This is a genomic window from Hoeflea prorocentri (genome assembly GCF_027944115.1).
GTDB classification, from domain to species: domain Bacteria; phylum Pseudomonadota; class Alphaproteobacteria; order Rhizobiales; family Rhizobiaceae; genus Hoeflea_A; species Hoeflea_A prorocentri.
This window is the reverse complement of the sequence record NZ_JAPJZI010000001.1, coordinates 833,206-855,421: the sequence shown is the minus strand read 5'-3', so window position 1 is coordinate 855,421 and position 22,216 is coordinate 833,206. Positions and strand designations below refer to the sequence as shown.

Below are 22,216 nucleotides of genomic sequence, written 5' to 3'. Positions count from 1 at the left end.
TTTCTCCTATGCCGACCGTTCGATATCGACAAAGGTTTCATTGTAGCAGGCCCCGTCCTCGATATCGGTCCTGATATGCGACGGGATCAACGCATTGACCGTGTTTCCAGTCGCGCTCGTCTTCAACCATGTGCCCTTGGGGCTGTAGAGGACGCCAGGCAGGACCGCGTCGCTGACGACCACCTTGAGCGTGACCTTTCCACGTTCGTTGGAAACGGTGGCCTGGTCACCCGATGTCAATCCGCGTTCCGCTGCATTGTCCGGATGGATTTCAACAACCTCCATCCCGTCTGACTCCGCACAGCCCCCAAAAGTCGCATTTGTCCTTTTGTCCGACGACGGTGAAATGAGGATCAACGGACGATCACGCTTAACAGGTTCAAAGCGCGGCACACCATAACCGAAGCGCTCTTCCAGATCCTCAGAATAAAGCTCGATCCTGCCGGACGGTGTCGCTGGAAACACGTTCTTGCACATGACCGGTTCTGATCCGCCTTTTGCCGTCATGACAAGTGCCCGCTCAAGCGGAACACCGCCGGGCGAAAAACCCTGGAACCGCTCGTCCGAACCGTCGAACGCCGCATCCATCAGGGCCGCATCGTCATCTTTGAAAATCGGATCGTCAAACCCGAACCGCGCCGCAAGCCGGCGGAATATCTCCGTATTCGGCAGACTTTCGCCAACACAGGGAATGACCGGTGCCGCGCGCTGAACGTAATTCTGCCCATAGGCGCCATAAACGTCATCGAATTCAAAGTGGCTTGCAGCCGGCAATATGACGTCTGCAAACGCCAGACTGTCAGTCATCACCACATCGCAGCCCGCGATGAAAAGGTCCTCCCGCCGCAACGCCTTGATCAGGGTCTTCTGATCCGGGTGCGTACAGACCGGGTTGTGGTTGTAGATCATCGTCGCCATCACCGGCGGATCAAGTGTCTTGTCCAGAAGCTTGTGCGCGACGTCCACGATGTTGAAGGTACGGGTTCCGTCCGGCACCAGATCGGGCCGCTGAAGCCTCTCGGTGGTTTTCGGAGCACTGAGCCCTGGCTTTGCAATGACGCCGGCGCCGGGACGGCCGTGGTTGCCAGTCAGCGCCTGCAGCGCCATTCCCGCACGCAATCCGGACCCGCCGCTGCGGCCGCGCTCAATTCCGTTGCCAAAGGACGCGGCGACATTTTCAGCGCCGGCATAGAGCTCGACAAACTCCATAAGGGTATCCGCCGATAGGCCGCAGATGTCCTCAACCTGTTTAACGCCATATCGCCGCGCCTCGTCCATAAAGGCGTCAAACCCGACGGTCCATTCTTCAATAAACGCGCGGTCAAGGGCCCCTCTCCGCTCCAGCTCCGCCGCCGCAGCCATGGCAAAAACCACGTCGCTACCCGGCCTGATCTGTATGAAGAGATCGGCCCGTTCGGCAATCTTCGTACGCTTCGGATCGATCACGACGACACGCACGCCCCGTTTGCCCGCATCCTTCAAAACCCGCATGAGGTGAAGGTTGGAGACCGTGACATTGTTTCCCCAGATGACAACAAGATCAGACTGGCGGGCCTGCTCGGGCGGCATGCCAGGTGACGAACCGTAGAGGCTGGTGTAGGCCGTGCCGCGAACTGCGCCGCAAAGCGGGCCACGGTTCAACAAGGTCGCGCCGAGCTTGTGGAAGAAACGCCGGTCCATCGACCCGCCGGCCAGTTCACCATGCGGCCCGGCATAGTTGAACGGCATGACCGACTGGGGACCGTATTGTGCAATGGCACGGCTGAAGCCCTCGTGAACAAGATCAAGCGCGGCATCCCATGACACCGGTTCAAATTGCCCCTTTCCGCGCGGCCCGACGCGTTTCATGGGGTGCATCAAACGTCCGGCTCCGTGGACGAATTCGGGATAGGACCGGGCAACTTTGTTGCAGATGACACCGTCGGTAAACGGGTTGACCTTTGAACCGCGAATGGCAGTGATCCGGTCGCCTTGGACCGAAACCGACAAGGAACAGGTATCCGGGCAATCCAGTGGACAGACGCTTGGCTTCACCAGCTCTCGAACCGCTTCGTTCATCTTAAGTCTCCTGTGTGCCGCCAGCTCGGCGGCAGAAAAACCAATGCAAACCATAATCGGCGAACGGTCCACGAAAAATGGCCATTAGCGGAATATCCGGACATACCAATTGCTGCTAGACTGCCTGCCATAATGGCCACTGCTTGTGAACAAATGGTGGCTTCTGACACTATCAATCATCACGGAGACGGGCGCGGATGAACTGGATTTTTCTTTCAATAGCAATTGTTGGAGAGGTGATCGGCACATCGGCGCTCAAGGCCTCGGATGGCTTCACGCGCCTTGGGCCGTCTGTGATCACGGCCATGGGGTTTGCCGTTGCATTCTACTTTCTGTCGCTGGCTTTGCGCACCATCCCGGTCGGCGTTGCCTATGCTGTTTGGTCAGGCGCGGGGATCCTTATCATCTCCATCATCGGCTATGTGGTGTTCCGACAGTCGCTTGATCTTCCTGCGGTTATCGGCATCGCTCTGATCCTGGCCGGTGTCCTTGTGCTCAATACGCTTTCGCAGTCGTCAACGCATTAGAGCATTCGTCCGAGGAATTTCTGGACCATCTGCCCTTCGCGGAACGTGCCGACGCGCTTGATCTCCCATTCCAGCCGGATGCCGGAATGTTCAAGCACGCGCGCCCGGACCGTTTCGCCGAGCGTTTCCAGATCATAGGCCGTCGCATTGCCGGTATTGATCATGAAGTTGCAGTGCATCGGCGACATCTGCGCTGCCCCGACCATCATGCCTCGGCATCCGGCAGCGTCGATCTCCTTCCATGCCGACGTACCCGGCGGATTCTTGAAGGTCGACCCTCCGGTCTTCTCACGGATCGGCTGCACCGTCTCGCGGTGGTGTTGAACCTCGTCCATGGCGGTCTTGATCGCGTCACTTGCCTCCGGATAGCCTTCCAGCACCGCATGGGTGAAGATCAGATCGGCCGGCGCACCGCTGTGGCGATAGGCATAGCCCATCTCGTCATTGGACAGCACATGTTTTTCGCCGCGGCGGTCGATCGCGTGAACCTCGACGACACGCTCACGGGTCTCAGCGCCGTTTGCCCCGGCATTCATCCGCAAAGCACCGCCCAGCCCGCCCGGGATACCGTGATAGAAGTGAAAGCCGCCGATGCCGGCAAGATGCGCGGCCGCGGCCAGCCGCTTGTCAAGGCAGGCCGCTCCGGCCTCGATGCGCGTATCGGAGATCTGGTTGATTTCGCCAAACCCTTTTGCCGACAGCCTGACTACGACGCCGGGCACACCGCCATCCCTGACAAGCAGATTGGAGCCGACACCGACCACCAGCAACGGCACCTCTTCCGGCAGTTTTTTCAAAAAGTCCTGCAGGTCATCGGCGTCAGCCGGCTGGAACATGACTTCCGCCGGTCCGCCAACGCGAAGCCAGGTGACATTGGCCAAAGGCGCATTGGGCGTGACCTTGCCTCTCAAGCCTTGAAAGACCTCCGGCATGTTTTCCATCAGGTTAAGCTGATCGCTCATGCCGGATGTCCATCAAGCGCTTCGAGCTGATCGGAAAGCGCCCCGGCCCAGGCCGTGATACTGCCTGCTCCCAGGCACACGACAAAATCGTCATTCTGCGCGACATCCGCAATCAAACCGGCAAGCTCCTCCGGACCGGCAAGCGTTCGGGCATCGCGATGCCCCCCGGCCCTGATGCGATGCACCAGCTCTTCCGAACTGACACCGTCGATCGGATCTTCCCCGGCGGAAAACACCGGCGCGACTATAACGATGTCCGCATCGTTGAAACAGGCTGCAAATTCGTCGAACAGGCTTTCAAGCCGTGTATAGCGGTGCGGTTGGGCAACGGCGATCACCCGGCCCGAACAGGCATCGCGCGCCGCAGAAAGAACCGATCGGATCTCAACCGGGTGGTGGGCATAATCATCGAAGATATCCGCCCCGTTCCAGCTTCCCACATGGGTAAAACGCCGTTTAACACCACCAAAAGCAGCAAGGCCCTTGGCAATGGCCTCCGGTCCCAGACCCAGCTCATGGGCAACCGCGATAGCAGCCGTCGCATTGGAGACGTTGTAGCCGCCCGGCATCGGCAGACGCAGATCGCTGACCTTGGAAATCTCGCCGGTTTTCCTGTGCCGGATTGAAATGTCGAATATAGAGGTCGCACCGTCCATGCGGTGATTTGAGTAGCGGACATCGGCCTGCGGGTTTTGCCCATAGGTCACTACCCGCCGGTCGTCGATGCGCCCGACAAGGGCCTGAACCTCCGGATGGTCCACACACATAACGCCGAAACCGTAGAACGGCACGTTCTCGACGAACTGGGCAAAGGCTTCACGGACAGCGTCGAACGTACCGTAATGATCGAGATGCTCGGGATCGATATTGGTGACGACGGCGATATCCGCCGGCAGCTTCAGGAAGGTACCGTCGGATTCATCAGCCTCGACAACCATCCATTCGCCGCTGCCCATATGGGCATTGGTGCCATAGGCATTGATGATCCCGCCATTGATGACCGTCGGATCAAGCCCGCCGGCATCAAGCAGCGCGGCGACCATCGATGTGGTGGTTGTCTTGCCGTGTGTCCCGCCGATTGCCACCGCATTACGAAACCGCATCAGTTCGGCCAGCATTTCGGCGCGCCGCACGATCGGAAGTCCCCGCTCGCGCGCGGCGGCAAGTTCCGGATTGTCCTTGCGGATAGCCGTGGACACCACCAGCACTTCCGCATCGCCCAGATTGTCGGCCGCATGGCCGACCGACACGGCAATCCCTTTGCCTCTCAGCCTTTGAACATTGGCGTTGTCCGATATGTCAGACCCTTGAACGCGGTGTCCCAGATTGTGCAACATTTCAGCAATGCCGCTCATGCCTATCCCGCCAATACCGACGAAATGAACGAGACCAATGTTCTGCGGCATTTTCATTGCTGCGCACTCCGCTTTTCCAATGGGGACTTGCCACTGGCAATATCTGCTACAAGATCGCCAAGCAAGCTCGCGGCATCCGGCTTGCCGGCTGATTTTGCCCGTTTCGCCATCTCCTCCAGGAGATGCGGCTGCTCCATGAACGCCGTCAGCAGCGACGCCAGTTTCTCCGCCGAGAGCTCGGACTGGCGGATGAGCTGTGCCCCGCCCTTATCCTGCAGCGCCGCCGCATTTGCCGCCTGATCGTGATCCAGCGCGTAGGGAAACGGCACCAGAATGGAAGGCCGCCCGATAACCGAAAGCTCGGAAACAGTCGATGCGCCCGACCGGCTGATAACCAGATGCGCGCGTGCGATACGCTCGGCCATATCCTCGAAAAAAGGCGAGACGTCCGCGTCCACCACATTGTCTTCGTAAAACCGCTCGACGGTGCCCCGGTCCTCCGGTCGAGCCTGCTGCGTAATCCGTAACCGGCTCCTCAATTGCTCGGGCACGCGAACAAGAGCCTCCGGCAGTATCTCCGAGAAAAAGCGCGCACCCTGGCTGCCTCCGAAAACCAGCAGATGAAAGGTCTCATCGCCTTTCGGCGACCGGTATTCAGTTTCAGCCGCTTTCTGAACATCCGGCCTGACCGGGTTTCCGGTCGTGACAATCTTGTCGCCAAACGGTCCCTCGCCTTCCGGCAGGAAACCGCCCGCTATGACATCGACGCGCGAGGCCAGGAACTTGTTGGCCCTGCCCATCACCGCGTTCTGCTCATGGATGACACTCGGTATGCCGCCCCTGCTCGCCGCCATGAGCGGCGGCAGGGTCGGGTAACCACCGAACCCGACAACGGTGGCGGGCCTTAGCCGCGACAGCAAGCGGCCGGACTGACGCAGACCGCGAAAGAGCTTCAGACCGGTTTTTGCTAATGCAATGGGGTTCTTGGACGTAATGGTTGCCGAGGGAATGATGTGGATCTCATCGGCCGGGAACGTGCCCGAAAAGCGTTCCGCCCGCTCGTCCGTCGCAAGATGAACGGAAAAACCGCGGCCGCGCAGCTCGTGTCCCAACGCCTCGGCGGGGAACAGGTGACCGCCGGTCCCACCGGCGCACAATAGGACGCTTGCAGCCATGAGCTAGACATGCTCCGCGGTCAGTTTCATATCGTGATAACCGGTCTGCCGGCCGGTTGCCCGTTTTTCCGGATTGCGTCGCGTCAGCGCCAGCAGGAAACCAGCGGTTATCGAAATCGCCAGCATGGACGAGCCGCCATAGGAGATCAAAGGCAGGGTCATGCCCTTTGCAGGCAGCAGTTCCAGATTGACGCCGATATGGATCATGGATTGAAAACCGATCAGAAGCGTCAGGCCGGCGATCGCCAGCCGGGTGAACTCATCGCCCTCACGGTTGGCATGGCTGAGACCGCGCAGGACAATGACAAGGAAAATCGCAACAAGTACGAGGCAGAACAGGATACCGAATTCCTCGGCGGCCACCGAAAAGATGAAATCGGTATGGCTATCGGGAAGAATGCCCTTCATGGTGCCCTCACCCGGCCCCTGTCCGAACCAGCCACCAAGCATGATGGCTTCACGGGCCGTGTCCACCTGATGGGTGTCGCCCTCGCCTGTCCAGAACCGGTCAATCCGTCCCGCGACATGGGGAAAGACAAAATAGGCCGAGACAAACAGCGCGACCGCTGCACAGGCCAGAAGGATAATCCAGAACCAGGGCATGCCGGCCATGAAGAACAGCGTGCCCCAGGCTATCGTCACGAGAATGGTCTGGCCGAGATCCGGCTGCGCAATAAGCAGGGCCACAACAATACCGAAAAGAATGATGGCAAAGAGGTTGCCAGGAATATCCGGCTGGCGCGAATGCTCGGAAAACAGCCACGCGCAGATGATGATAAAGGCCGGTTTGAGGAACTCCGAAGGCTGTACGGAGAAGCCGGCGATTGAGAACCAGCGGCGCGAGCCTTTGGCTTCAAATCCGTAAAACTGGGTAAAGACCATCATCGCAATCGAAAACAAGAGCAGCAGCAACGCCGCCCGCCGGACCTGGCGCGGCGACAAAAACGACAGCCCGATCATCACCGCAAGCGCGGGAAAGATAAAAAGAGCATGCCGTTTGACGAAGTGCAGGCTGTCGATGTTGAGACGTTCGGCAACGCCCGGGCTTGCGGCAAAGGACAGGATGAAGCCAAGGCCGATCAGCGCGACAAAGACCGCCAGCAGAAATCTGTCTATAGTCCAGAACCAGTCGGAGATCGGTCCTCGTTCGGCTCGGCTAACCATCTTCAGCTCTCCTTTGGATTCACGAGCATGGTGATATCCGGCAGCGTCGCGACGCAATCGACAAAAGCGTTCCCGCGGATTTCAAAGTTCTTGTACTGATCGAAGCTTGCGCAAGCCGGTGACAACAGCACTACGGCCTCTTCAGCAGCATCCTCAGCCGCATCTTCGGCGGCGCGCGCCACGGCACGCTCCAGCGTTCCGGCAATCTCGTAGTCGACATCATCGCCCAGCGTCGCGGCAAAAGCCGGCGCCGCCTCGCCAATCAGATAGGCTTTGGCAATGTGAGGATAGAGGCCGCTGAGTGAATGGATCCCGCCTTCCTTCTCAAGCCCGCCGGCAATCCAGTATATCCGGTCAAAACTCGATAGGGCGGGCGCCGATGCATCGGCATTGGTGGCCTTTGAATCATTGACGAATAGCACCCGCGCACGCCGGGCAACAGGCTGCATACGATGTTCAAGCCCGCCAAAACTGCCGAGCCCTGCCAATATCTCGCTTTCGGTAAGGCCGACCGCGATACAGGCCGCGATGGCCGCCGCTGCGTTTTGCGCATTGTGCGCGCCCCGCAGCGTGGATATGGACGAAAGATCGGCGACCTGATGAGCTGTCCCCCCGGACGCGCGCATGAGTTTCGCACCTGCGGCATAATAGCCGTCGGCCAGCGCATCGCGTTTGGATATTCTGAAAACGGGGGTCGAAGCCCTTTCCAGCCGGTCGGCAATCAGCATGCACCAATGATCATCGGTTCCGATGATCGCAAGATCGCTTCCGGCAACCAGCCTTTCCTTGACTTCGGCATAGTGCTGCATGGTCCCGTGCCGGTCGAGATGATCGGGCGACAGGTTGAGCAAGATACCGGCGGTCGGGTTGATCGAGGGCGAAAGGTCAATCTGGTAGGACGAACACTCGACCACGAAGAAGCGCCCGTTCTTGGGTGGATCAAGCGTCATGATGGCCGTACCGATGTTACCGCCAAGCTGCGTGTCGCGCCCGGCTTCGCCGAGGATGTGGGCAATCAGCGCCGTGGTGGTCGATTTCCCGTTCGTTCCGGTAATGGCGATGAAGGGACAATCCGGCGCTTCAAGGCGTCTTTGGCGGACAAAAAGCTCGATATCGCCAATGACTTCCGCGCCGGCTCCACGTGCAAGATCAACGCTCCAATGCGGTTTTGGATGGGTTAACGGCACACCGGGTGCAAGCACCAGCGCGGCCTGTTCGCTCCAGCTGATCGTCCTGAGGTCCACCACCGGGATGCCTGCCCGCGAGGCGTCTTCGACCCTGTCGGGATTGTCGTCCCAGGCAATCACACTCGCATCGCCTGCAATCAGCGCATGGGCGGTCGCAATGCCCGATCCACCCAACCCGAAGAGGGCAACGTTTTTCCCCGAAAAAGCCGTCGCCGCAATCATTGGCTCACCGCAGCTTGAGTGTGGCCAGCCCGAGCATGGCAAGACCGACAGCAATAATCCAGAACCGTATGACCACTTGGCTTTCCGTCCATCCCAGCCGCTCGAAATGGTGATGGATCGGCGCCATCAGGAACACCCGCTTACCGGTCAGCTTGAAGGACGCCACCTGAATGATGACCGACAGGGCTTCTGCTACAAACAGGCCGCCAATGATGATCATGACCAGCTCGTGTTTCGTGGCGACCGCCACGGCGCCCACTAAACCGCCAAGCGCCAGCGATCCCGTGTCGCCCATGAAGATCGCAGCCGGAGGCGCATTGAACCACAGGAACCCGAGGCCGGCGCCGATCACCGCGCCGAGTACGACCGACAGTTCGCCGGTTCCAGGTACAAAATTGATCTGCAGATAATTGGCAAAGACCGCGTTGCCGGAAAGATAGGCGATCACGCCGAACGATGCGGCGGCGATCATGATCGGAACGATGGCAAGTCCGTCCAGCCCGTCCGTCAGGTTGACCGCATTGCCCGCACCGACAATCACAAAGGCGCCGAACGCGATATAGAACCAGCCGAGATCGATAACGAAATCCTTGAAGAACGGAAACGCCAGCGACGAGCCGAAGCTTGGACCGGCTGTTCCGACCGCCGCCATGGATGCGAGCATGATCGCATAGACGGCAAGCCCGGCCAGCAGGAACTCGGCAAGAAGACGTGTCTTGCCGGAGACCCCGCGATGGGACTGCTGGGTGACCTTGAGATAGTCATCGTAGAAGCCGATCGCACCGAAACCCAGCGTAACGAGCAGGGTCGTCACCACATATGTGTTCGACAGATCCGCCCATAAGAGTGAACTGACAATGATGCCCGTCAGGATCATCAGTCCGCCCATTGTCGGCGTTCCGGCTTTCTTGAAATGGGTCTGCGGCCCGTCAGCCCGGATCGGCTGTCCGCGCCCCTGACGAATGGAAAGCGACGCAATGATTCGCGGCCCGAACATGAAAACGATGAAGGCGGACGTTAGTGCCGCCGCGCCTGTACGAAAGGTGATGTATCTGAATAGATTGAAGATTTGCAGATGATCGGATAGTTCGACGAGCCAGATCAACATTAGGCGGACACCCCCTCTCGCGTGTTCCGTTCCGACACGCTGTCGGATACCGCCGGATACTTGTCAACCAAGGCCTTGACCAGCCTTGAAAAACCTATGCCTTTGGACGACTTGATCATCACCGCGTCACCGGCCTTGATGGTCTTGAAAAGGACGGGCTCAAGCTCATCCGCATTGTCGCGGTGTTCGTGCACAGGCGGTTCGTCCAACACGTCGTCAAGCGCCTTCATCTCATCACCGCCAAGCAGCACGATGTCGATGCTGGCGGCCTCAAGCGGCTCTTTCAGTTCGGCGTGCAATTTTTTGGCAAACGAGCCGAGTTCGAGCATGTCACCCAATACGGCAATGCGCCGTCCACCCTCGCCGACGGGCGCATCGCGGAGCAATGCGATACCGGCACGCATCGATGCGGGATTTGCATTGTAGCTCTCGTCGATCAGCGTAAAGGACCCTCCATTCACCCTAAGTGCAAGCTGCGTTCCACGTCCGTCTGCCGCTTCCAGCCTGGCCATTGCCTCAACCACCGACCGCAAATTCGCTCCGGCAAGCTTTGCCGCTCCGGCAACGGCCAGCGCGTTTTGTGCCATATGCCGACCAGGCAATCCCACATTGAGGGTCAGCGACTCGCCCAGCACATCGATTTCGGCCGACGAGCCGCTCTCCGTCGCTTGCCATTGCTTCAGCCGGATATTGGCCTGGCGATGTTCGCCAAAGACATGGATATTACTGATCCCGCAACCGGTGGCGGTCTTTTTAAGCTGCGCGAATTTCTCGCTGTCACGGTTCAGCAGAACGTGCCCGCCGGAGACGACGCCTTCGAAGATTTCCGCTTTTGCCGCAGCTATTTCCGAGAGGTTCTTGAAGTGACCGAGATGGGCGGCCGCAATCGCTGTGACAATGGCTATATGCGGGCGGACCAGCTTGACGAGCGGGCGTATCTCGTCCGGATGGTTCATTCCAATTTCAAAGACACCAAATGCCGTGTCCTCCGGCATGCGTGCCAGCGTCAGCGGCACGCCCCAGTGATTGTTGAAGGAGGCGACGGATGCGTGCACCTTGCCCTGCCCGCTCAAGACCTGGCGCAGCATTTCCTTGGTCGAGGTTTTACCGACCGATCCCGTCACTGCGATGATCCTGGCCTTCGTCCTTGCACGGGCCGCTATGCCCAACCGGCTCATGGCTTCAAGCACGTCGTCAACGACAATCATCGGTGCGTTGACACGGCCAAGCGCCGGCAGTTTCGACTCGGAGACAACCAGCAGCGAAGCGCCGTTTGCAACCGCACCGCTGGCAAAATCATGGCCGTCGAACCGGTCGCCCTTGATGGCAAAGAAGGCATCGCCCGGTGCCACCGAGCGGCTATCGATGGAAATCCCGTCAATGCCCTCCGGCAGATCACCCACCGGCCTGCCGTTCATCGCATCGATCATATCGCGGGTCAGCCAAAGCCACCGGCGTGGCGCAATCGACGTGAGCGCACTCTCAATCGCCTCATGATCGGAGAACGGCAATACTGTATCGCCGACAATCTGACCTTCCTCATGCCCCTTACCTGCAACGACCAGCGTATCGCCTTCCTTCAGCAGGGAAATCGCATCAGCAATCGCCTGCCGCCGATCGCCGATTTCCAACGCGCCGGGGGCCTGGGCCAGTATTTCCGCGCGGATGACAGCCGGTTCCTCGCTGCGCGGATTGTCGTCCGTGACAATCACCACATCCGCCAGCCGGGTCGCGATTTCGCCCATGAGAGGGCGCTTGCCTTTGTCCCGATCGCCCCCGCAGCCGAAGACGACAACAACACGGCCGGTCGTAAACGGCCTCACCGATTGCAGAACCTGCTCCAGCGCCTCCGGCTTGTGCGCGTAGTCCACATAGGCAGGCGCGCCGTTCGGCGCGGAACCGACAAGTTCCAGCCGCCCTGGCGCACCGCACAGGTGTTCGACCGCTGCAATGGCTTCGCCCGCCGGAACGCCGGTGACAATCGCCAGCCCTGCGGCAACCAGCGCATTGGCGAGTTGAAAATCTCCGGCGAGCGGAACGTCAACCTGATAGATCGCACCATCGTGGTGGATTTCCGCAACCTGCTGGTGGCGCTGATGTTCGACTCGTTTAAGAGCAAGGAAATCACCGCTACGCCCGACAGTGCGCACATCAAGGCCTCTGGCCTTTGCCCTCTCTATCACCCGGTCGGACCAGGCGTCGTCGGAATAAATCACCGCCGGCGAACCAGGCCGCAACAGCGCCTCGAACAGCCTCATCTTGGCGGAGAAATAGTCCTCCATGCTGTCGTGGTAGTCGAGATGGTCGCGCCCAAGATTGGTAAAGGCTCCGGCGGCAAGCCGCACGCCGTCAAGCCGGTGCTGATCCAGCCCATGACTGGAGGCTTCCATCGCACCGTGCGTAATCCCCTCGCCCGCCAGTTGGCTAAGGGTCCGATGAAGGACGACCGGATCGGGTGTCGTCAGCTGGCCATATTGTTTGCGGGAGGCGGTCTCCACACCCGTTGTCCCGATCATGGCCGCGGGCCGGCCAGTGCGTTCCCAGATCTGCCGGGTAAAGGACGCAACGGAGGTTTTGCCGGCTGTTCCGGTCACGGCAACCATCGTCTCGGGCTGATCGCTGTGGAGACGGGCCGCCGCCTTGGCAAGAAAATAACGCGGATCGGCGACCCGGATTACCGGAATACCGGGATCGGGCAATTCGCTCTGAGCCGAGACAACTGCTGCAACAGCACCTTTCCCCGCAGCATCGCTGACAAAGGCCGCCCCGTCGCGCAACTCACCGGCAATGGCAACAAAGAGATCGCCGGGCTGAATATTGCGGCTATCGGCGGTGACATCCGAAATATCCAGTTCAGCAAGATCGTCGGGTATGGTGGCAAGGTCTGCGGCCAGTATGTTCAGCTTCATTGTTCGTTGCCATCATTCCTTTGAATTGCAGCGCGGGCGGGCCTTTCTCGTCCTCATAGAGCATGAGCTTATGTCAGACTCAATATGACACGAGCAAGGCGGCGTCGCCTTGACCAAATGCCGGACGAACCCCGAGCAACGCAGCACTGCGGCGTATAATGGCCTTGACGGTCGGTGCAGCGTTCAGACCGGCAGTCGCCGAGTGCTGACCTTCAGCCGGTTTCGGCTCGTCAATGATCACCAGGACGACATATTGCGGATCCTCGATGGGAAAGGCCGACAGGAACGCATTGAACCGCACGTCGGACGAGTATCGGCCATTGACCACTTTTTCAGCCGTACCCGTCTTTCCACCGACGCGGAAGCCCGGCACTTCGGCCCGGCGCCCGGATCCCTTCTCAACATTAAGGCGCATCAGATAACGCATCGCGGCGCTGGTTTCGGGCTGGATCACCCGGATAGCGACCTGCTCGGCTTCCGTTTCGGTACGCGGCAGGAAAGTCGGCGCAATGAGATTGCCGCCATTCAGCATCGCCGCTGCCGCGACCGCCGTTTGCAGGGGTGTTGTCGCAACCCCGTGTCCAAACGAGATCGTAATAGAGTTGATCTTCTTCCAGACTTGCGGCTGGGTGGGCCGCGAGACTTCCGGCAGTTCAGTCTGCATCCGCGTCAGCAGCCCGATGCGCGTCAAGAATTCGCGCTGCCCGTCAATGCCGACCACATCGGCCATTTTCGCCGTACCGATATTGGAGGAGTAGATAAAAATTTCCGGAACACTGAGGATACGGTGTTTGCCATGAAAGTCGCTGATCGTATGGCCGGCGATACGGATCGGCCGGCGCGCGTCGAACTCGTCCTCCATGGAAACAAGGCCGGAATCGAGCGCCATCGCGGTTGTGAAGGCCTTGAAGGTCGACCCCATCTCAAACGTGCCCGCCGACATCCGGTTCAGCCGGTCCTTTTCCAGCGCCTGGGCCGGCAGGTTTGGATCGTAGTCGGGCAGCGAGGACATGGCCAGGACTTCGCCGGTCTTGGCATTGAGAACAACGGCCCCTGCTGCGATGGCCTGGTAGCGTTCCATGGCGGTAGCCAGCTCATCGCGCACGATATGCTGGACCCGCAGGTCAACGGCAAGCCGTACCGGTTCAAGCTGCCTTTCGATCGTCATCCCGGCAGCGGCAAGGTCGGCAAGTCCTTCGCCATCGACAAACTTTTCCATGCCGGCGATGCCCTTGTTGTCGATATTGACATGTCCGACGATATGCGAGGCCGTCGGCCCGCCCGGATAAAAGCGTCGCTTCTCCGGCCTGAAACCAACGCCCGGAATGCCAAGCGCCAGAATATCGCTTTGCTGCTTGGGTGTGAGTTGCCGGCGAAGCCACTGAAACTGCGACTTCGACGTCAGCTTGCGATAGACGGAGCGGGCGTCCACATCAGGAAGAACCGTCGCAAGCCTTTCGATGACTTCGTCGGGGTCGGTGATCTTGTGCGGCTGCGCGTAGAGCGAAACAGTACGAATATCCGTTGCAAGCACCTGACCGTTGCGGTCAAGCAGATCAGGCCGCGAGGCGAGAAGTTCATTGCCCCGCGCGATGCTTGCAACCGTTTCCATGTCGCGAAACCCGTATTGAACGAGCCGGCCGGCAATAATCGCAAAAACCATGCACACGCCGATCATCACCAGGGTGATGCGGTTGCGGGTCTGACTGCCCGAAGACCTGCGCGCACCTTCGGCATGGCTCGCCCGCCTGCCCGACAGATCGCCGGAAAATGACGGCCTTGCCGCCAACGCTTTGCGCTTGAACAGACGTCTCATTGGCCAACCGATCCCGTCACGGTTTCGGAATCAGGTACATCGGCCATCATTTCTTCAATGGGCTCGGGAAGATCCCGGACACGCGCCGGAAGTTCCTCAGGGCGGACAATCTGATGAGGTTCGGTGATCTCCAGACCCAGTTCGTCCTTGTGCGCCTCCACCAGCCCCTGCAGGCGACCTGGCTGGACTAGCAGGCTCCAGTCGGCCTTCAGAAGGTCAATCGTGTCCTGCTCAAGCCGAATTTCGGCCTCAAGTCGTTTGATTTCGGCGACCTGTTCCTCGGCCTTGTATTTGACATGGAAGGTCATTACCGCCGCGGCCGCCATCAAACCGATAATAATGAAATCAATGGTTTTGAGCACCGCGTTCAACCCCCTCTAGCAGCTATGACGGGCAAATCCGGCAACCCGAAAAGCGTCATATCGGCTGGCAGCGATGCACCTGTGGTTCGTTTGCCGGCCCGCAGTTTGGCAGAACGCGCACGCGGGTTTTCGACCGCCTCTGCCTGGCTGGCTGCAACAACCTTGCCGATCGGCTCAAAGCTGGGCGGATCCTGGCGCGCTTCCGGCAAATGCCGCGAAGAGCCGCCACGCTTGCCGAACCGGTCCTGGAAGAAACGCTTGACGATCCGGTCTTCCAGCGAATGAAAGCTGACGACCACCAGCCGCCCTCCTGGCTTGAGGGTCCGCTCGGCGGCAAACAAGGCGCCGGCGAGCTCTAGCAGCTCCTCATTGATATAAATCCGCAGCGCCTGAAACACCTGGGTCGCCGGATGTATCTTGTCGCGAGCCCGGCGCGGCTTGATCATCTCGATTAGCCCGGCCAGATCACGTGTTGTCGCAAACGGTTTTGTCGCACGCTGCGCTTCAATGGCCCTGGCGATCCGCCCGGCCATTTTTTCTTCGCCCAGAAACCCAAAAATACGTGTCAGGTCGGACACCTTGAACCGGTTGACCACGTCGGACGCCGTCGGCCCGGTGGACGACATCCGCATATCGAGAGGCCCGTCCTTCTGGAAGGAGAACCCGCGATCGGCTTTGTCGATCTGCATGGAAGAAACGCCGACATCCAGAACAATGCCATCGAGCCCGCCTTGCGGCGCATGCGCTGAAAGATCGCTGAACCGGGACCGGATCAGCTTCAAACGACCGGGAAACGCCTCCGCAAGCGCGTGCCCGTCGGCAATTGCCTGCGGATCACGATCAAGCGCGATGACATCGGCACCGCGCTCCAGGATGGCGCGGCTGTAGCCGCCCGCGCCAAAGGTTCCGTCGAGAACGACCTGTCCGCGCCCCGGCATCAGCGCGGACAGGACCTCGTTCAGAAGAACCGGGATATGACGCACTGGTCCGCCACCGGCGCCATCTTCAATGCCGCCAGAGTGCGTTGTCATCCCGTCTCTCCTTGATCGGCGCCAGGGCGTCCCCCGCCCATGCGCCGGCCCAGGGCTTCCTGTCTTTTTTCCTCGTAGCAGACAGGATCCCAAAGCTGGAAATGATCGTTGCGACCCACAAAGGTCACTTGATCGGTTATGCCCGTATAGTCGCGAATAAAGTCGCTCACCATCAGACGACCCTCGCCGTCCAGTTTCATGAAGACGCCACCACCGTGTATGAGCAGCGACATGTCGTTCGAGTCGACGGAGAACGGATCGCCTCCGTCGATCTGCCGCTCGTAGCGGTCGAGCAGATCGGGCCCGCCCACTGTGATAGCGGGATAGACAAAGTCCTGAATGGCGTAGAGTTCCTGTATGTCGAGACGCGTCAGAACGTTGCGAAACGGAGCAGGCACGGACACCCTTCCCTTCGCGTCGATCTTGTTCGTCGCATTCGACAGGAACCGGTTCATTACGCAAAACCGCCGTTTCCAGGCCTGAAGACCATAACATGCCGCCTCCGGAGTTTACCGACTGCAAGCTGCGCGAGTACGCCGGCGCCGCGAAGCGACGCGCTGACCGGACCCGCTCTCGGGTAACGCCTGAATACCCCTCACACTGCATATTTGGGATAGCATGGGACGATTTGGGCGTCAATGGGACAGACCCTATCAAAGCTGGTTTTGCCGCAGCCAGCAAAGCCTTCATATGGTTAATAAATCGCTAAGATTGGCCGCTGCGACGCGGCATAAAATTTAGCCGGCAACGGGTTTTAAAGAGACTGATTCGTGAAAATTCAGCGCCAGCCGGCCTGTAAGCCGGGTTCTGTACTGCGCATCGCCGGAGCGCTGGCAGCGACAGCCATTCCTCTGGGGCGCAATTTGCAAAGCGCCTCAAGCAACCAACCCGGATGATCCGCCCGGAAACAGGCTGGAGCTTGCGCTCCGCGTCATCCCTATTCGGTCTTGCTCCCGGTGGGGTTTACCGTGCCGTTCCTGTTGCCAAAAACGCGGTGGGCTCTTACCCCACCCTTTCACCCTTACCCCGCCGGCTTTCCGGTCCGTGAACCATTTTGGACCGGAAAGCAGGCGGGGCGGTTTGCTTTCTGTGGCACTTTCCCTGGGGTTGCCCCCGCCGGATGTTATCCGGCACCGTGTTTCCGTGGAGCCCGGACTTTCCTCACCCGGCTGCCTTTCGGCATTGCCGGGTGCGGCTGCCTGGCCGACTGGCACCCTCTGATAACCAAGTTGGGTGGCAAAACCAACAAAAACAATCAGCTCCAAACCGCTCGAAGGCAACAGCCGCACTGCACCGGATAGCCCTTTACCTCAACCACACTTGAGGCTGTAGGCTCCATGTCGCAGCGTGATTGGCAAGCATGGAGACCGGTTATGGACCTTAACCAGGTGACGATCGAAGTCAGCGACTATCAGCAAAGCGTCGCATTCTATTCAGGGCTCGGACTGAGATTGATTGTTTCGCAGCGAGATGAATATGCGCGTTTCGAACTTCCGTCCGGCTCAAGCACATTTTCACTTCATGTCTCCGATCACCCGGCCCCGGGCCGGACAGTCATCTATTTCGAGGTCGATGATCTGGATCGTAGATATCAGGAATTGAAGGGCCTCGGATATCTGTTCGACAGTGAACCGGTCGATCAGGATTGGAGATGGAGGGAAGCCTATCTCACCGACCCCGACGGTCACAGGCTCTGCCTCTTTCATGCAGGACCGGACCGGCGCTTTCCGCCCTGGCGGCTGTAAAGCTCGCGCGCTGCGATCTTGAAACTGAGGTAACGCGCGGACGCCCCAAATGCACGTAGACCATTAGGTAAGGGCCGTCCGTAACTCACTCAACCTCCATGGAAGTCGGTACTACCAATGGCTTAGAATCTCTAATCCACTGCGTTGAGATTCTGGTTTGATTGGAAATTGAGCGATACGTACGAAGGATAAAGAAGCATTTTAGAGGTACACGATGGAACTGAGCCACTCACTTTTGCCCTATGTGATTGCAAACTGTGCTGTGGTTATCGCGTCTCTGGTCCAAACCTCCACGGGCATGGGGTTTGCCATGATTGCAGCCCCCTTGCTGGCGCTGGTGAGCTTGGAGTTTGTCCCGGGACCCATGTTGTTCGTGAACCTGTTTTTATCGCTCTTTATGCTCGGAGATGGTCGATCTCACATCGTCCGACGCGAGATCGTGACGCTGTGCCCAACAATATTGATCGGGACACTTATCGGTGCGGCGATCCTAACCGGGGTTCCAGGTGACTCACTTGCCATCCTGTTTGCGAGTTTGGTTTTGCTGGCGGTCGCGATTTCCCTTTTTGCCAAGGCACAGCCTTTGACAACACGAAACCTGTCCATATGCGGAGTGGCCGCAGGGGCGATGGGATCGACATCAGGCATTCCGGGCGCGCCGCTCGTCATCATGTATCAGAACGAGCCGCTAGAGAAGACCCGGCCAACAATGGCCCTTGTCTTCACATTCACCTACATCACGTCGTTGGTTGCGTTGGCCTATGCCGGAGCCTTCAATTTCAGACTGGCGATGGACGGGCTGATGCTCTTGCCAGGGTTGTTGATAGGCTTCGCCATTGGAAGATGGGCCCGCCAATACATGACCCAGGCGATGGGACGAATTCTGATGCTATCCATAGCATCAACCGGAGCGATCCTGCTCTTGATCAAGTCTTCGGTGGGGTAGTCCATTCTTGAAAAGGGCCAGGAATATCAGTTCGACAGCGAACCGGTCGAACAGGATTGGAGATGGAAGGAGACCCATCTTGCCGACCTTGGCGGCCACGAGCCTTGCCTCAATCAAGCCGGACCGGACCGGCGCTTTCCGCCTCGCCAGCTGCAATGCTGACACCAATCGGCGCAAAAACTAGGTCGACGGCAGGTGCCTGAGAAAAAAATCGATCTGGTTCTGCCCCATGACCTTGCGGATCGTGTTGTCGTCCATGCCGAGCTTCAGCAAAGCATCGGTGATCAAAACCATCTGGGATGCATCGATCTTGGTCGCAACGGCCCCGTCGAAATCCGAACCCAACGCAACATGGTCGGGGCCGACCAGCGCGACGGCTGCTTCGAGAGCATTTGCAATCCCTTCCGGCGAGTAATCACAAATCGCCGCATCCCAGTAGCCGATGCCGATCAGGCCGCCTCTTCTCGCGATCTCGACCATAAGCTCATCGGAAATATTGCGATGCGTATCACAATGGCCACGAATACCTGTGTGGCTGACAATCAGAGGCCGGGTGGCGATCTCAAGGGTTTCGCGCACGACATTTTCGGATGAGTGGGAGACATCGATCATAATCCCCGCCTCTTCCATTGCCCGGACCGACTGCGGCCGAATTCCGTCAGGCCCTTCTTGCCGGAACCGTGAAGCGAACCGCCCAGGGCATTGTCGAAAAAGTGCTGCAGACTCATCATGCGGAAGCCTGCGTCATAGAGCCGGCCAATATTGTCGAGGTTCTTCGAAAGCGCATGGGACCCTTCGGTTCCGAGCAACCCTCCCACCACCTTTTGACCTGCTGCGCGCCTGGACAACAGTGAACGCAGGTCCCCTGCATTCTTGATGATCACCAGTTGGTCGGGCGCGCGGGCTGCAAATCCATGCAGCTTCTCCGCCTGATAGAGCGCCCGCTCGGTCAGGTTCTGCCATGTGCGCGGCGGCCACATCTGGACGAGCGCCAGCAAAGTAATGTTGTCACTCGCATCGCTGCTGTTTTCTTCGTAATTCTGTCCCTGTGGCGATTTCGTCACCGTGGTGAAAACCTGAAGGGCAACATTGCCCTCGATCAGACGCGGAACATCCACGTGTCCACGATCCGACCGTTCCAGCAGATCACGCTTCCACAAAAGCGAATCTGCATGCAGGTCAGCTACAGTAAGGTCTTTGTGCAGGGACTGCGCGGCATCGGAGGCAGAGGATGGCGCACCCTCCTCAACCACATTCCGCCCGCTTTCCAGGATGCCCGGGACGGCGAAATGAAGCGCGCCCCCTGCCACAACGATGAGTGCCAGCGGCACGATCCAGAACAGATGACGCTTCCTCAAAACCATACTCCCCTCTTCGAGCTGCAACAGGATGTAGCAACACGGCAAGAGTGTTCCAAGTGTGGTTTTGAGGTTGTCGGCAGATCAGCCTAGCTGATGAGTTTTTTTACTTTCTTGCAGTAGCGCGATGAGATCGGATTCATCCGCTTCGCGCCATGCCCGGCATTGTATCGCAGGATGGTCCCGCAGGTATCGCCGCCGCTGAGTTCATGGGCTTTACCGAGATATTTCATGCCGTATTTGATATTGGTTTCCGGCTCATACAGCCCCTTGCGGGAGCCGCGATAGCCCATCAGCCGCGCCGTTGCCAACTTGATCTGCATGAGACCGATTTCACCAGCCCGCCCGCGGGCCTTGGAATTGAAATTGCTCTCGACCCGGACAACCGCATGGGCAAGGTCCGAAGGAATGCCGTGCTTGCGGGCATAGTTGTTGATGAGCCGTGAATATTTGGGGTGGCTGTTGATCTCGGGCTCCGGGCGTTTGAAGATCGACGCCGTGATGGCGCTGAAATCAACCCGTGTCGCTTCTTTGTCTTCTTCAGCAAAAACCGCACCTGAGAATGAAACCAGGCCGGCGCACAGGATCGCGCCAAGGAAGGTTCCGGTATTTTTCATTGACTTACTCCAATAGAAAGAGCCGCCAACGCGATACAAATGGCGGCCTAAAATCCGGCAACAGTCGTAGTCGCAATATTTTGTGAATGGTGGCAGGCCTGTAACGTTAGGTTACGGACTGTAAGAATAGAGATTGCTGCAGTGCAATATTCAAGACTTCGGCGGCTGAGCCGGCAGTGCGACAAGCAGTTTGTGGAGTGTTTCTATGGTCGATGGATCGGCCACGCCATCAACCCGGGAAGGCCGGAAATGGCGCTGGAAAGCACGCACCACAGCTTCCGTTCTTTCATCAAATATACTATTTATTTCAATACCATAACCATACATTGCCAACATGGCCTGAAGCGCTTCTATCGGCTGGCCGGCGTCGCCCATCTGGAAGAAACGGCCGCCGGTCGCAACCGATGGCTCAACCCAATGTCCTATGCCGGTTTCAAAAAGTGATCGCCACGGGAATTTTTCACCCGGATCCTGCTTGCGCTGCGGTGCAATATCGCTGTGGGCAAGCACCCGCTCCGGGGCGATCGCCCACCTGTCGACGCACTTTCGACACAATCGAATAACCGCCGCAATCTGTTCCTCGGGAAAATCAGGATAGGCGCCCTGATGGCCCGGATTGGCGATCTCGATGCCAATGGAGCGTGAATTGTTGTCTTCCTCGCCCTTCCAATGGCTGACACCGGCATGCCAGGCACGTTTTTCCTCCGACACCATCTGCACGACGTCGCCATTTTCGAACACGAAGTAATGCGCCGACACTTCGGATTGTGGCGAGCAAAGCCAGTCCAACGCTTCGTGCGCATCGTCCATACCGGTATAGTGCAACAGCAGCATATCCGGCGGCCCGCCGCACCGCTCATTGAAATTCGCAGAGGTTTTCAGCGTCGCGTCTTCAAACTCAGGCCGTTCCAGCGTCATGCCGCCTGCTGCTCTTTTTCAATCGCTGCAAAGGCAAGATTGAGCGCAGCCATGCGGCTGTTGGCAATCGCCAGAAACTCTTCCGGCACACCGCGAGCGATCAGCCGGTCCGGATGCGCATCCGAAACCAGCTTGCGGTAATGCTTCTTGATATCTTCAAACGGCGTGTCGCGCGTCAGGCCAAGAACAGCATAGGGATCGTGGGTCGTCTCATAGGTATGACGGGCCGTGATCTGCTCGAAGCTCGCTTCACTGACATCAAAAATCTCGGCCACGCGCGCAAGGAAGTTCTGCTCCTTTTCGTGCAGAACGCCATCCGCCTTGGCAATGTGAAAAAGACCATCGAGAATATCTTCAAGAATGCGCTCGTCCGTGCCGTCTGCATGGCAAAGGTCGGCCATCTTGGTTGCATAGGAGTCAAAGCCCGCAACGTCCTGTTTCGCCAGATTGTAGAGCCGTGCGACATTGCGCGCCTCCTTGTCGGGGATTTCGAATATCTCCTGAAAGGCCACCACTTCGTCCGGTGTTACAATTCCGTCGGCCTTGGCCATCTTGGCCGAAAGGGCAATCATCGCAACAGAAAAGGCAACGCGCCTTCGCGTCTGCAAATCGCCTTCGAAAACCGTTCGCACAGCCTCGATCACCCCGGAAATCGCTCCCGAAGTGGCAATACTGACAAACTGGCTGAGTCGGTCGAATATGGACATGAGGGATGTTTACGCCATTTGTTTGTGCATTGCGAGATGGGACGCCACG

The 22,216-nt window shown here is 58.7% G+C and carries 17 protein-coding genes, 1 other RNA gene and 3 pseudogenes; 3 read left to right on the top strand and 18 right to left on the bottom strand.

Annotation, left to right across the window (positions count from 1 at the left end):
* Positions 1-6: 6 nt before the first annotated feature.
* Positions 7-2,058 (bottom strand): molybdopterin-containing oxidoreductase family protein, encoded by a 2,052-nt coding sequence (locus tag OQ273_RS03920; RefSeq protein WP_267989168.1) that lies wholly within the window; start codon positions 2,056-2,058, stop codon positions 7-9.
* 197 nt (positions 2,059-2,255) lie between these two features.
* Here OQ273_RS03920 and OQ273_RS03915 point away from each other — a divergent pair, with 197 nt between their 5' ends.
* Complete coding sequence (locus OQ273_RS03915; protein ID WP_267989167.1) at positions 2,256-2,585, top strand: DMT family transporter; 330 nt, start codon at positions 2,256-2,258, stop codon at positions 2,583-2,585.
* Here OQ273_RS03915 and murB read toward each other — a convergent pair.
* From murB to rnpB, 13 genes and pseudogenes are all read right to left on the bottom strand, one after another.
* Positions 2,582-3,547 (bottom strand): UDP-N-acetylmuramate dehydrogenase, encoded by a 966-nt coding sequence (gene murB, locus OQ273_RS03910; protein ID WP_267989166.1) that lies wholly within the window; start codon positions 3,545-3,547, stop codon positions 2,582-2,584. The two genes, OQ273_RS03915 and murB, sit on opposite strands and share 4 nt — an antisense overlap.
* Positions 3,544-4,959, bottom strand: coding sequence for a UDP-N-acetylmuramate--L-alanine ligase (gene murC / locus OQ273_RS03905; RefSeq protein ID WP_267989165.1), 1,416 nt, complete (start codon positions 4,957-4,959; stop codon positions 3,544-3,546). The genes murB and murC overlap by 4 nt, the downstream gene beginning before the upstream one ends.
* Positions 4,956-6,077, bottom strand: a complete 1,122-nt coding sequence (murG, locus tag OQ273_RS03900) for an undecaprenyldiphospho-muramoylpentapeptide beta-N-acetylglucosaminyltransferase (RefSeq protein ID WP_267989164.1) — start codon at positions 6,075-6,077, stop codon at positions 4,956-4,958. Before murG ends, murC begins: the two co-directional genes overlap by 4 nt.
* A gap of 3 nt (positions 6,078-6,080) precedes the next feature.
* On the bottom strand, positions 6,081-7,241 hold the full coding sequence (ftsW, locus tag OQ273_RS03895) for a putative lipid II flippase FtsW (RefSeq protein WP_267989163.1): 1,161 nt from the start codon (positions 7,239-7,241) through the stop codon (positions 6,081-6,083).
* A 2-nt stretch (positions 7,242-7,243) separates the two neighbouring features.
* Complete coding sequence (murD, locus tag OQ273_RS03890) at positions 7,244-8,650, bottom strand: UDP-N-acetylmuramoyl-L-alanine--D-glutamate ligase (RefSeq protein WP_267989162.1); 1,407 nt, start codon at positions 8,648-8,650, stop codon at positions 7,244-7,246.
* A 4-nt stretch (positions 8,651-8,654) separates the two neighbouring features.
* The gene (mraY, locus tag OQ273_RS03885; protein ID WP_267989161.1) at positions 8,655-9,758 is read right to left on the bottom strand and encodes a phospho-N-acetylmuramoyl-pentapeptide-transferase; all 1,104 of its coding nucleotides are present in this window, start codon (positions 9,756-9,758) and stop codon (positions 8,655-8,657) included.
* A pseudogene (locus OQ273_RS03880) lies at positions 9,758-11,200 on the bottom strand (UDP-N-acetylmuramoylalanyl-D-glutamyl-2,6-diaminopimelate--D-alanyl-D-alanine ligase); the annotation flags it as partial. The pseudogene OQ273_RS03880 and the gene mraY, both read right to left, overlap by 1 nt.
* 21 nt (positions 11,201-11,221) lie before the next feature.
* A pseudogene (locus tag OQ273_RS03875) lies at positions 11,222-12,667 on the bottom strand (UDP-N-acetylmuramoyl-L-alanyl-D-glutamate--2,6-diaminopimelate ligase); the annotation flags it as partial.
* 79 nt (positions 12,668-12,746) lie between these two features.
* Positions 12,747-14,483, bottom strand: coding sequence for a peptidoglycan D,D-transpeptidase FtsI family protein (locus OQ273_RS03870; RefSeq protein ID WP_267989160.1), 1,737 nt, complete (start codon positions 14,481-14,483; stop codon positions 12,747-12,749).
* Positions 14,480-14,845 carry a cell division protein FtsL gene (gene ftsL, locus OQ273_RS03865; RefSeq protein WP_267989159.1) on the bottom strand — a complete coding sequence of 122 codons (366 nt, stop codon included), beginning with the start codon at positions 14,843-14,845 and terminating at the stop codon, positions 14,480-14,482. The genes OQ273_RS03870 and ftsL overlap by 4 nt, the downstream gene beginning before the upstream one ends.
* A gap of 5 nt (positions 14,846-14,850) precedes the next feature.
* Positions 14,851-15,876, bottom strand: a complete 1,026-nt coding sequence (rsmH, locus tag OQ273_RS03860; RefSeq protein ID WP_267989158.1) for a 16S rRNA (cytosine(1402)-N(4))-methyltransferase RsmH — start codon at positions 15,874-15,876, stop codon at positions 14,851-14,853.
* Complete coding sequence (mraZ, locus tag OQ273_RS03855; RefSeq protein ID WP_267989157.1) at positions 15,873-16,331, bottom strand: division/cell wall cluster transcriptional repressor MraZ; 459 nt, start codon at positions 16,329-16,331, stop codon at positions 15,873-15,875. Before mraZ ends, rsmH begins: the two co-directional genes overlap by 4 nt.
* Positions 16,332-16,656: 325 nt before the next feature.
* Positions 16,657-17,087: RNase P RNA component class A (rnpB, locus tag OQ273_RS03850), an RNA gene on the bottom strand.
* Positions 17,088-17,249: 162 nt separating this feature from the next.
* Between rnpB and OQ273_RS03845 the strand changes: the two genes are divergently transcribed.
* Both OQ273_RS03845 and OQ273_RS03840 read left to right on the top strand, forming a co-directional pair.
* Positions 17,250-17,621 (top strand): VOC family protein, encoded by a 372-nt coding sequence (locus OQ273_RS03845; protein ID WP_267989156.1) that lies wholly within the window; start codon positions 17,250-17,252, stop codon positions 17,619-17,621.
* A gap of 214 nt (positions 17,622-17,835) precedes the next feature.
* A complete protein-coding gene (locus OQ273_RS03840) occupies positions 17,836-18,567 on the top strand; it encodes a sulfite exporter TauE/SafE family protein (RefSeq protein WP_267989155.1) in 732 nt (243 codons plus the stop codon).
* A gap of 180 nt (positions 18,568-18,747) precedes the next feature.
* Here OQ273_RS03840 and OQ273_RS03835 read toward each other — a convergent pair.
* The 4 genes and pseudogenes from OQ273_RS03835 to OQ273_RS03820 form a co-directional block, all read right to left on the bottom strand.
* Positions 18,748-19,931 (bottom strand): annotated as a pseudogene (locus tag OQ273_RS03835) (dipeptidase).
* Positions 19,932-20,014: 83 nt separating this feature from the next.
* Complete coding sequence (locus OQ273_RS03830) at positions 20,015-20,542, bottom strand: lytic transglycosylase domain-containing protein (RefSeq protein ID WP_267989154.1); 528 nt, start codon at positions 20,540-20,542, stop codon at positions 20,015-20,017.
* A 150-nt stretch (positions 20,543-20,692) separates the two neighbouring features.
* On the bottom strand, positions 20,693-21,460 hold the full coding sequence (locus tag OQ273_RS03825; RefSeq protein WP_267989153.1) for an N-acetylmuramoyl-L-alanine amidase: 768 nt from the start codon (positions 21,458-21,460) through the stop codon (positions 20,693-20,695).
* Positions 21,457-22,167, bottom strand: coding sequence for a DnaJ family molecular chaperone (locus OQ273_RS03820; protein WP_267989152.1), 711 nt, complete (start codon positions 22,165-22,167; stop codon positions 21,457-21,459). Before OQ273_RS03820 ends, OQ273_RS03825 begins: the two co-directional genes overlap by 4 nt.
* Positions 22,168-22,216: the final 49 nt, after the last annotated feature.

Coding starts and splice junctions, on each gene's coding strand:
- OQ273_RS03920 (WP_267989168.1), bottom strand. CDS start 2,058: ATGAACGAAGCGGTTCGAGAGCTGGTGAAGCCAAGCGTCTGTCCACTG.
- OQ273_RS03915 (WP_267989167.1), top strand. CDS start 2,256: ATGAACTGGATTTTTCTTTCAATAGCAATTGTTGGAGAGGTGATCGGC.
- murB (WP_267989166.1), bottom strand. CDS start 3,547: ATGAGCGATCAGCTTAACCTGATGGAAAACATGCCGGAGGTCTTTCAA.
- murC (WP_267989165.1), bottom strand. CDS start 4,959: ATGAAAATGCCGCAGAACATTGGTCTCGTTCATTTCGTCGGTATTGGC.
- murG (WP_267989164.1), bottom strand. CDS start 6,077: ATGGCTGCAAGCGTCCTATTGTGCGCCGGTGGGACCGGCGGTCACCTG.
- ftsW (WP_267989163.1), bottom strand. CDS start 7,241: ATGGTTAGCCGAGCCGAACGAGGACCGATCTCCGACTGGTTCTGGACT.
- murD (WP_267989162.1), bottom strand. CDS start 8,650: ATGATTGCGGCGACGGCTTTTTCGGGGAAAAACGTTGCCCTCTTCGGG.
- mraY (WP_267989161.1), bottom strand. CDS start 9,758: ATGTTGATCTGGCTCGTCGAACTATCCGATCATCTGCAAATCTTCAAT.
- OQ273_RS03870 (WP_267989160.1), bottom strand. CDS start 14,483: ATGAGACGTCTGTTCAAGCGCAAAGCGTTGGCGGCAAGGCCGTCATTT.
- rsmH (WP_267989158.1), bottom strand. CDS start 15,876: ATGACAACGCACTCTGGCGGCATTGAAGATGGCGCCGGTGGCGGACCA.
- mraZ (WP_267989157.1), bottom strand. CDS start 16,331: ATGAACCGGTTCCTGTCGAATGCGACGAACAAGATCGACGCGAAGGGA.
- OQ273_RS03845 (WP_267989156.1), top strand. CDS start 17,250: ATGGACCTTAACCAGGTGACGATCGAAGTCAGCGACTATCAGCAAAGC.
- OQ273_RS03840 (WP_267989155.1), top strand. CDS start 17,836: ATGGAACTGAGCCACTCACTTTTGCCCTATGTGATTGCAAACTGTGCT.
- OQ273_RS03830 (WP_267989154.1), bottom strand. CDS start 20,542: ATGAAAAATACCGGAACCTTCCTTGGCGCGATCCTGTGCGCCGGCCTG.
- OQ273_RS03825 (WP_267989153.1), bottom strand. CDS start 21,460: ATGACGCTGGAACGGCCTGAGTTTGAAGACGCGACGCTGAAAACCTCT.
- OQ273_RS03820 (WP_267989152.1), bottom strand. CDS start 22,167: ATGTCCATATTCGACCGACTCAGCCAGTTTGTCAGTATTGCCACTTCG.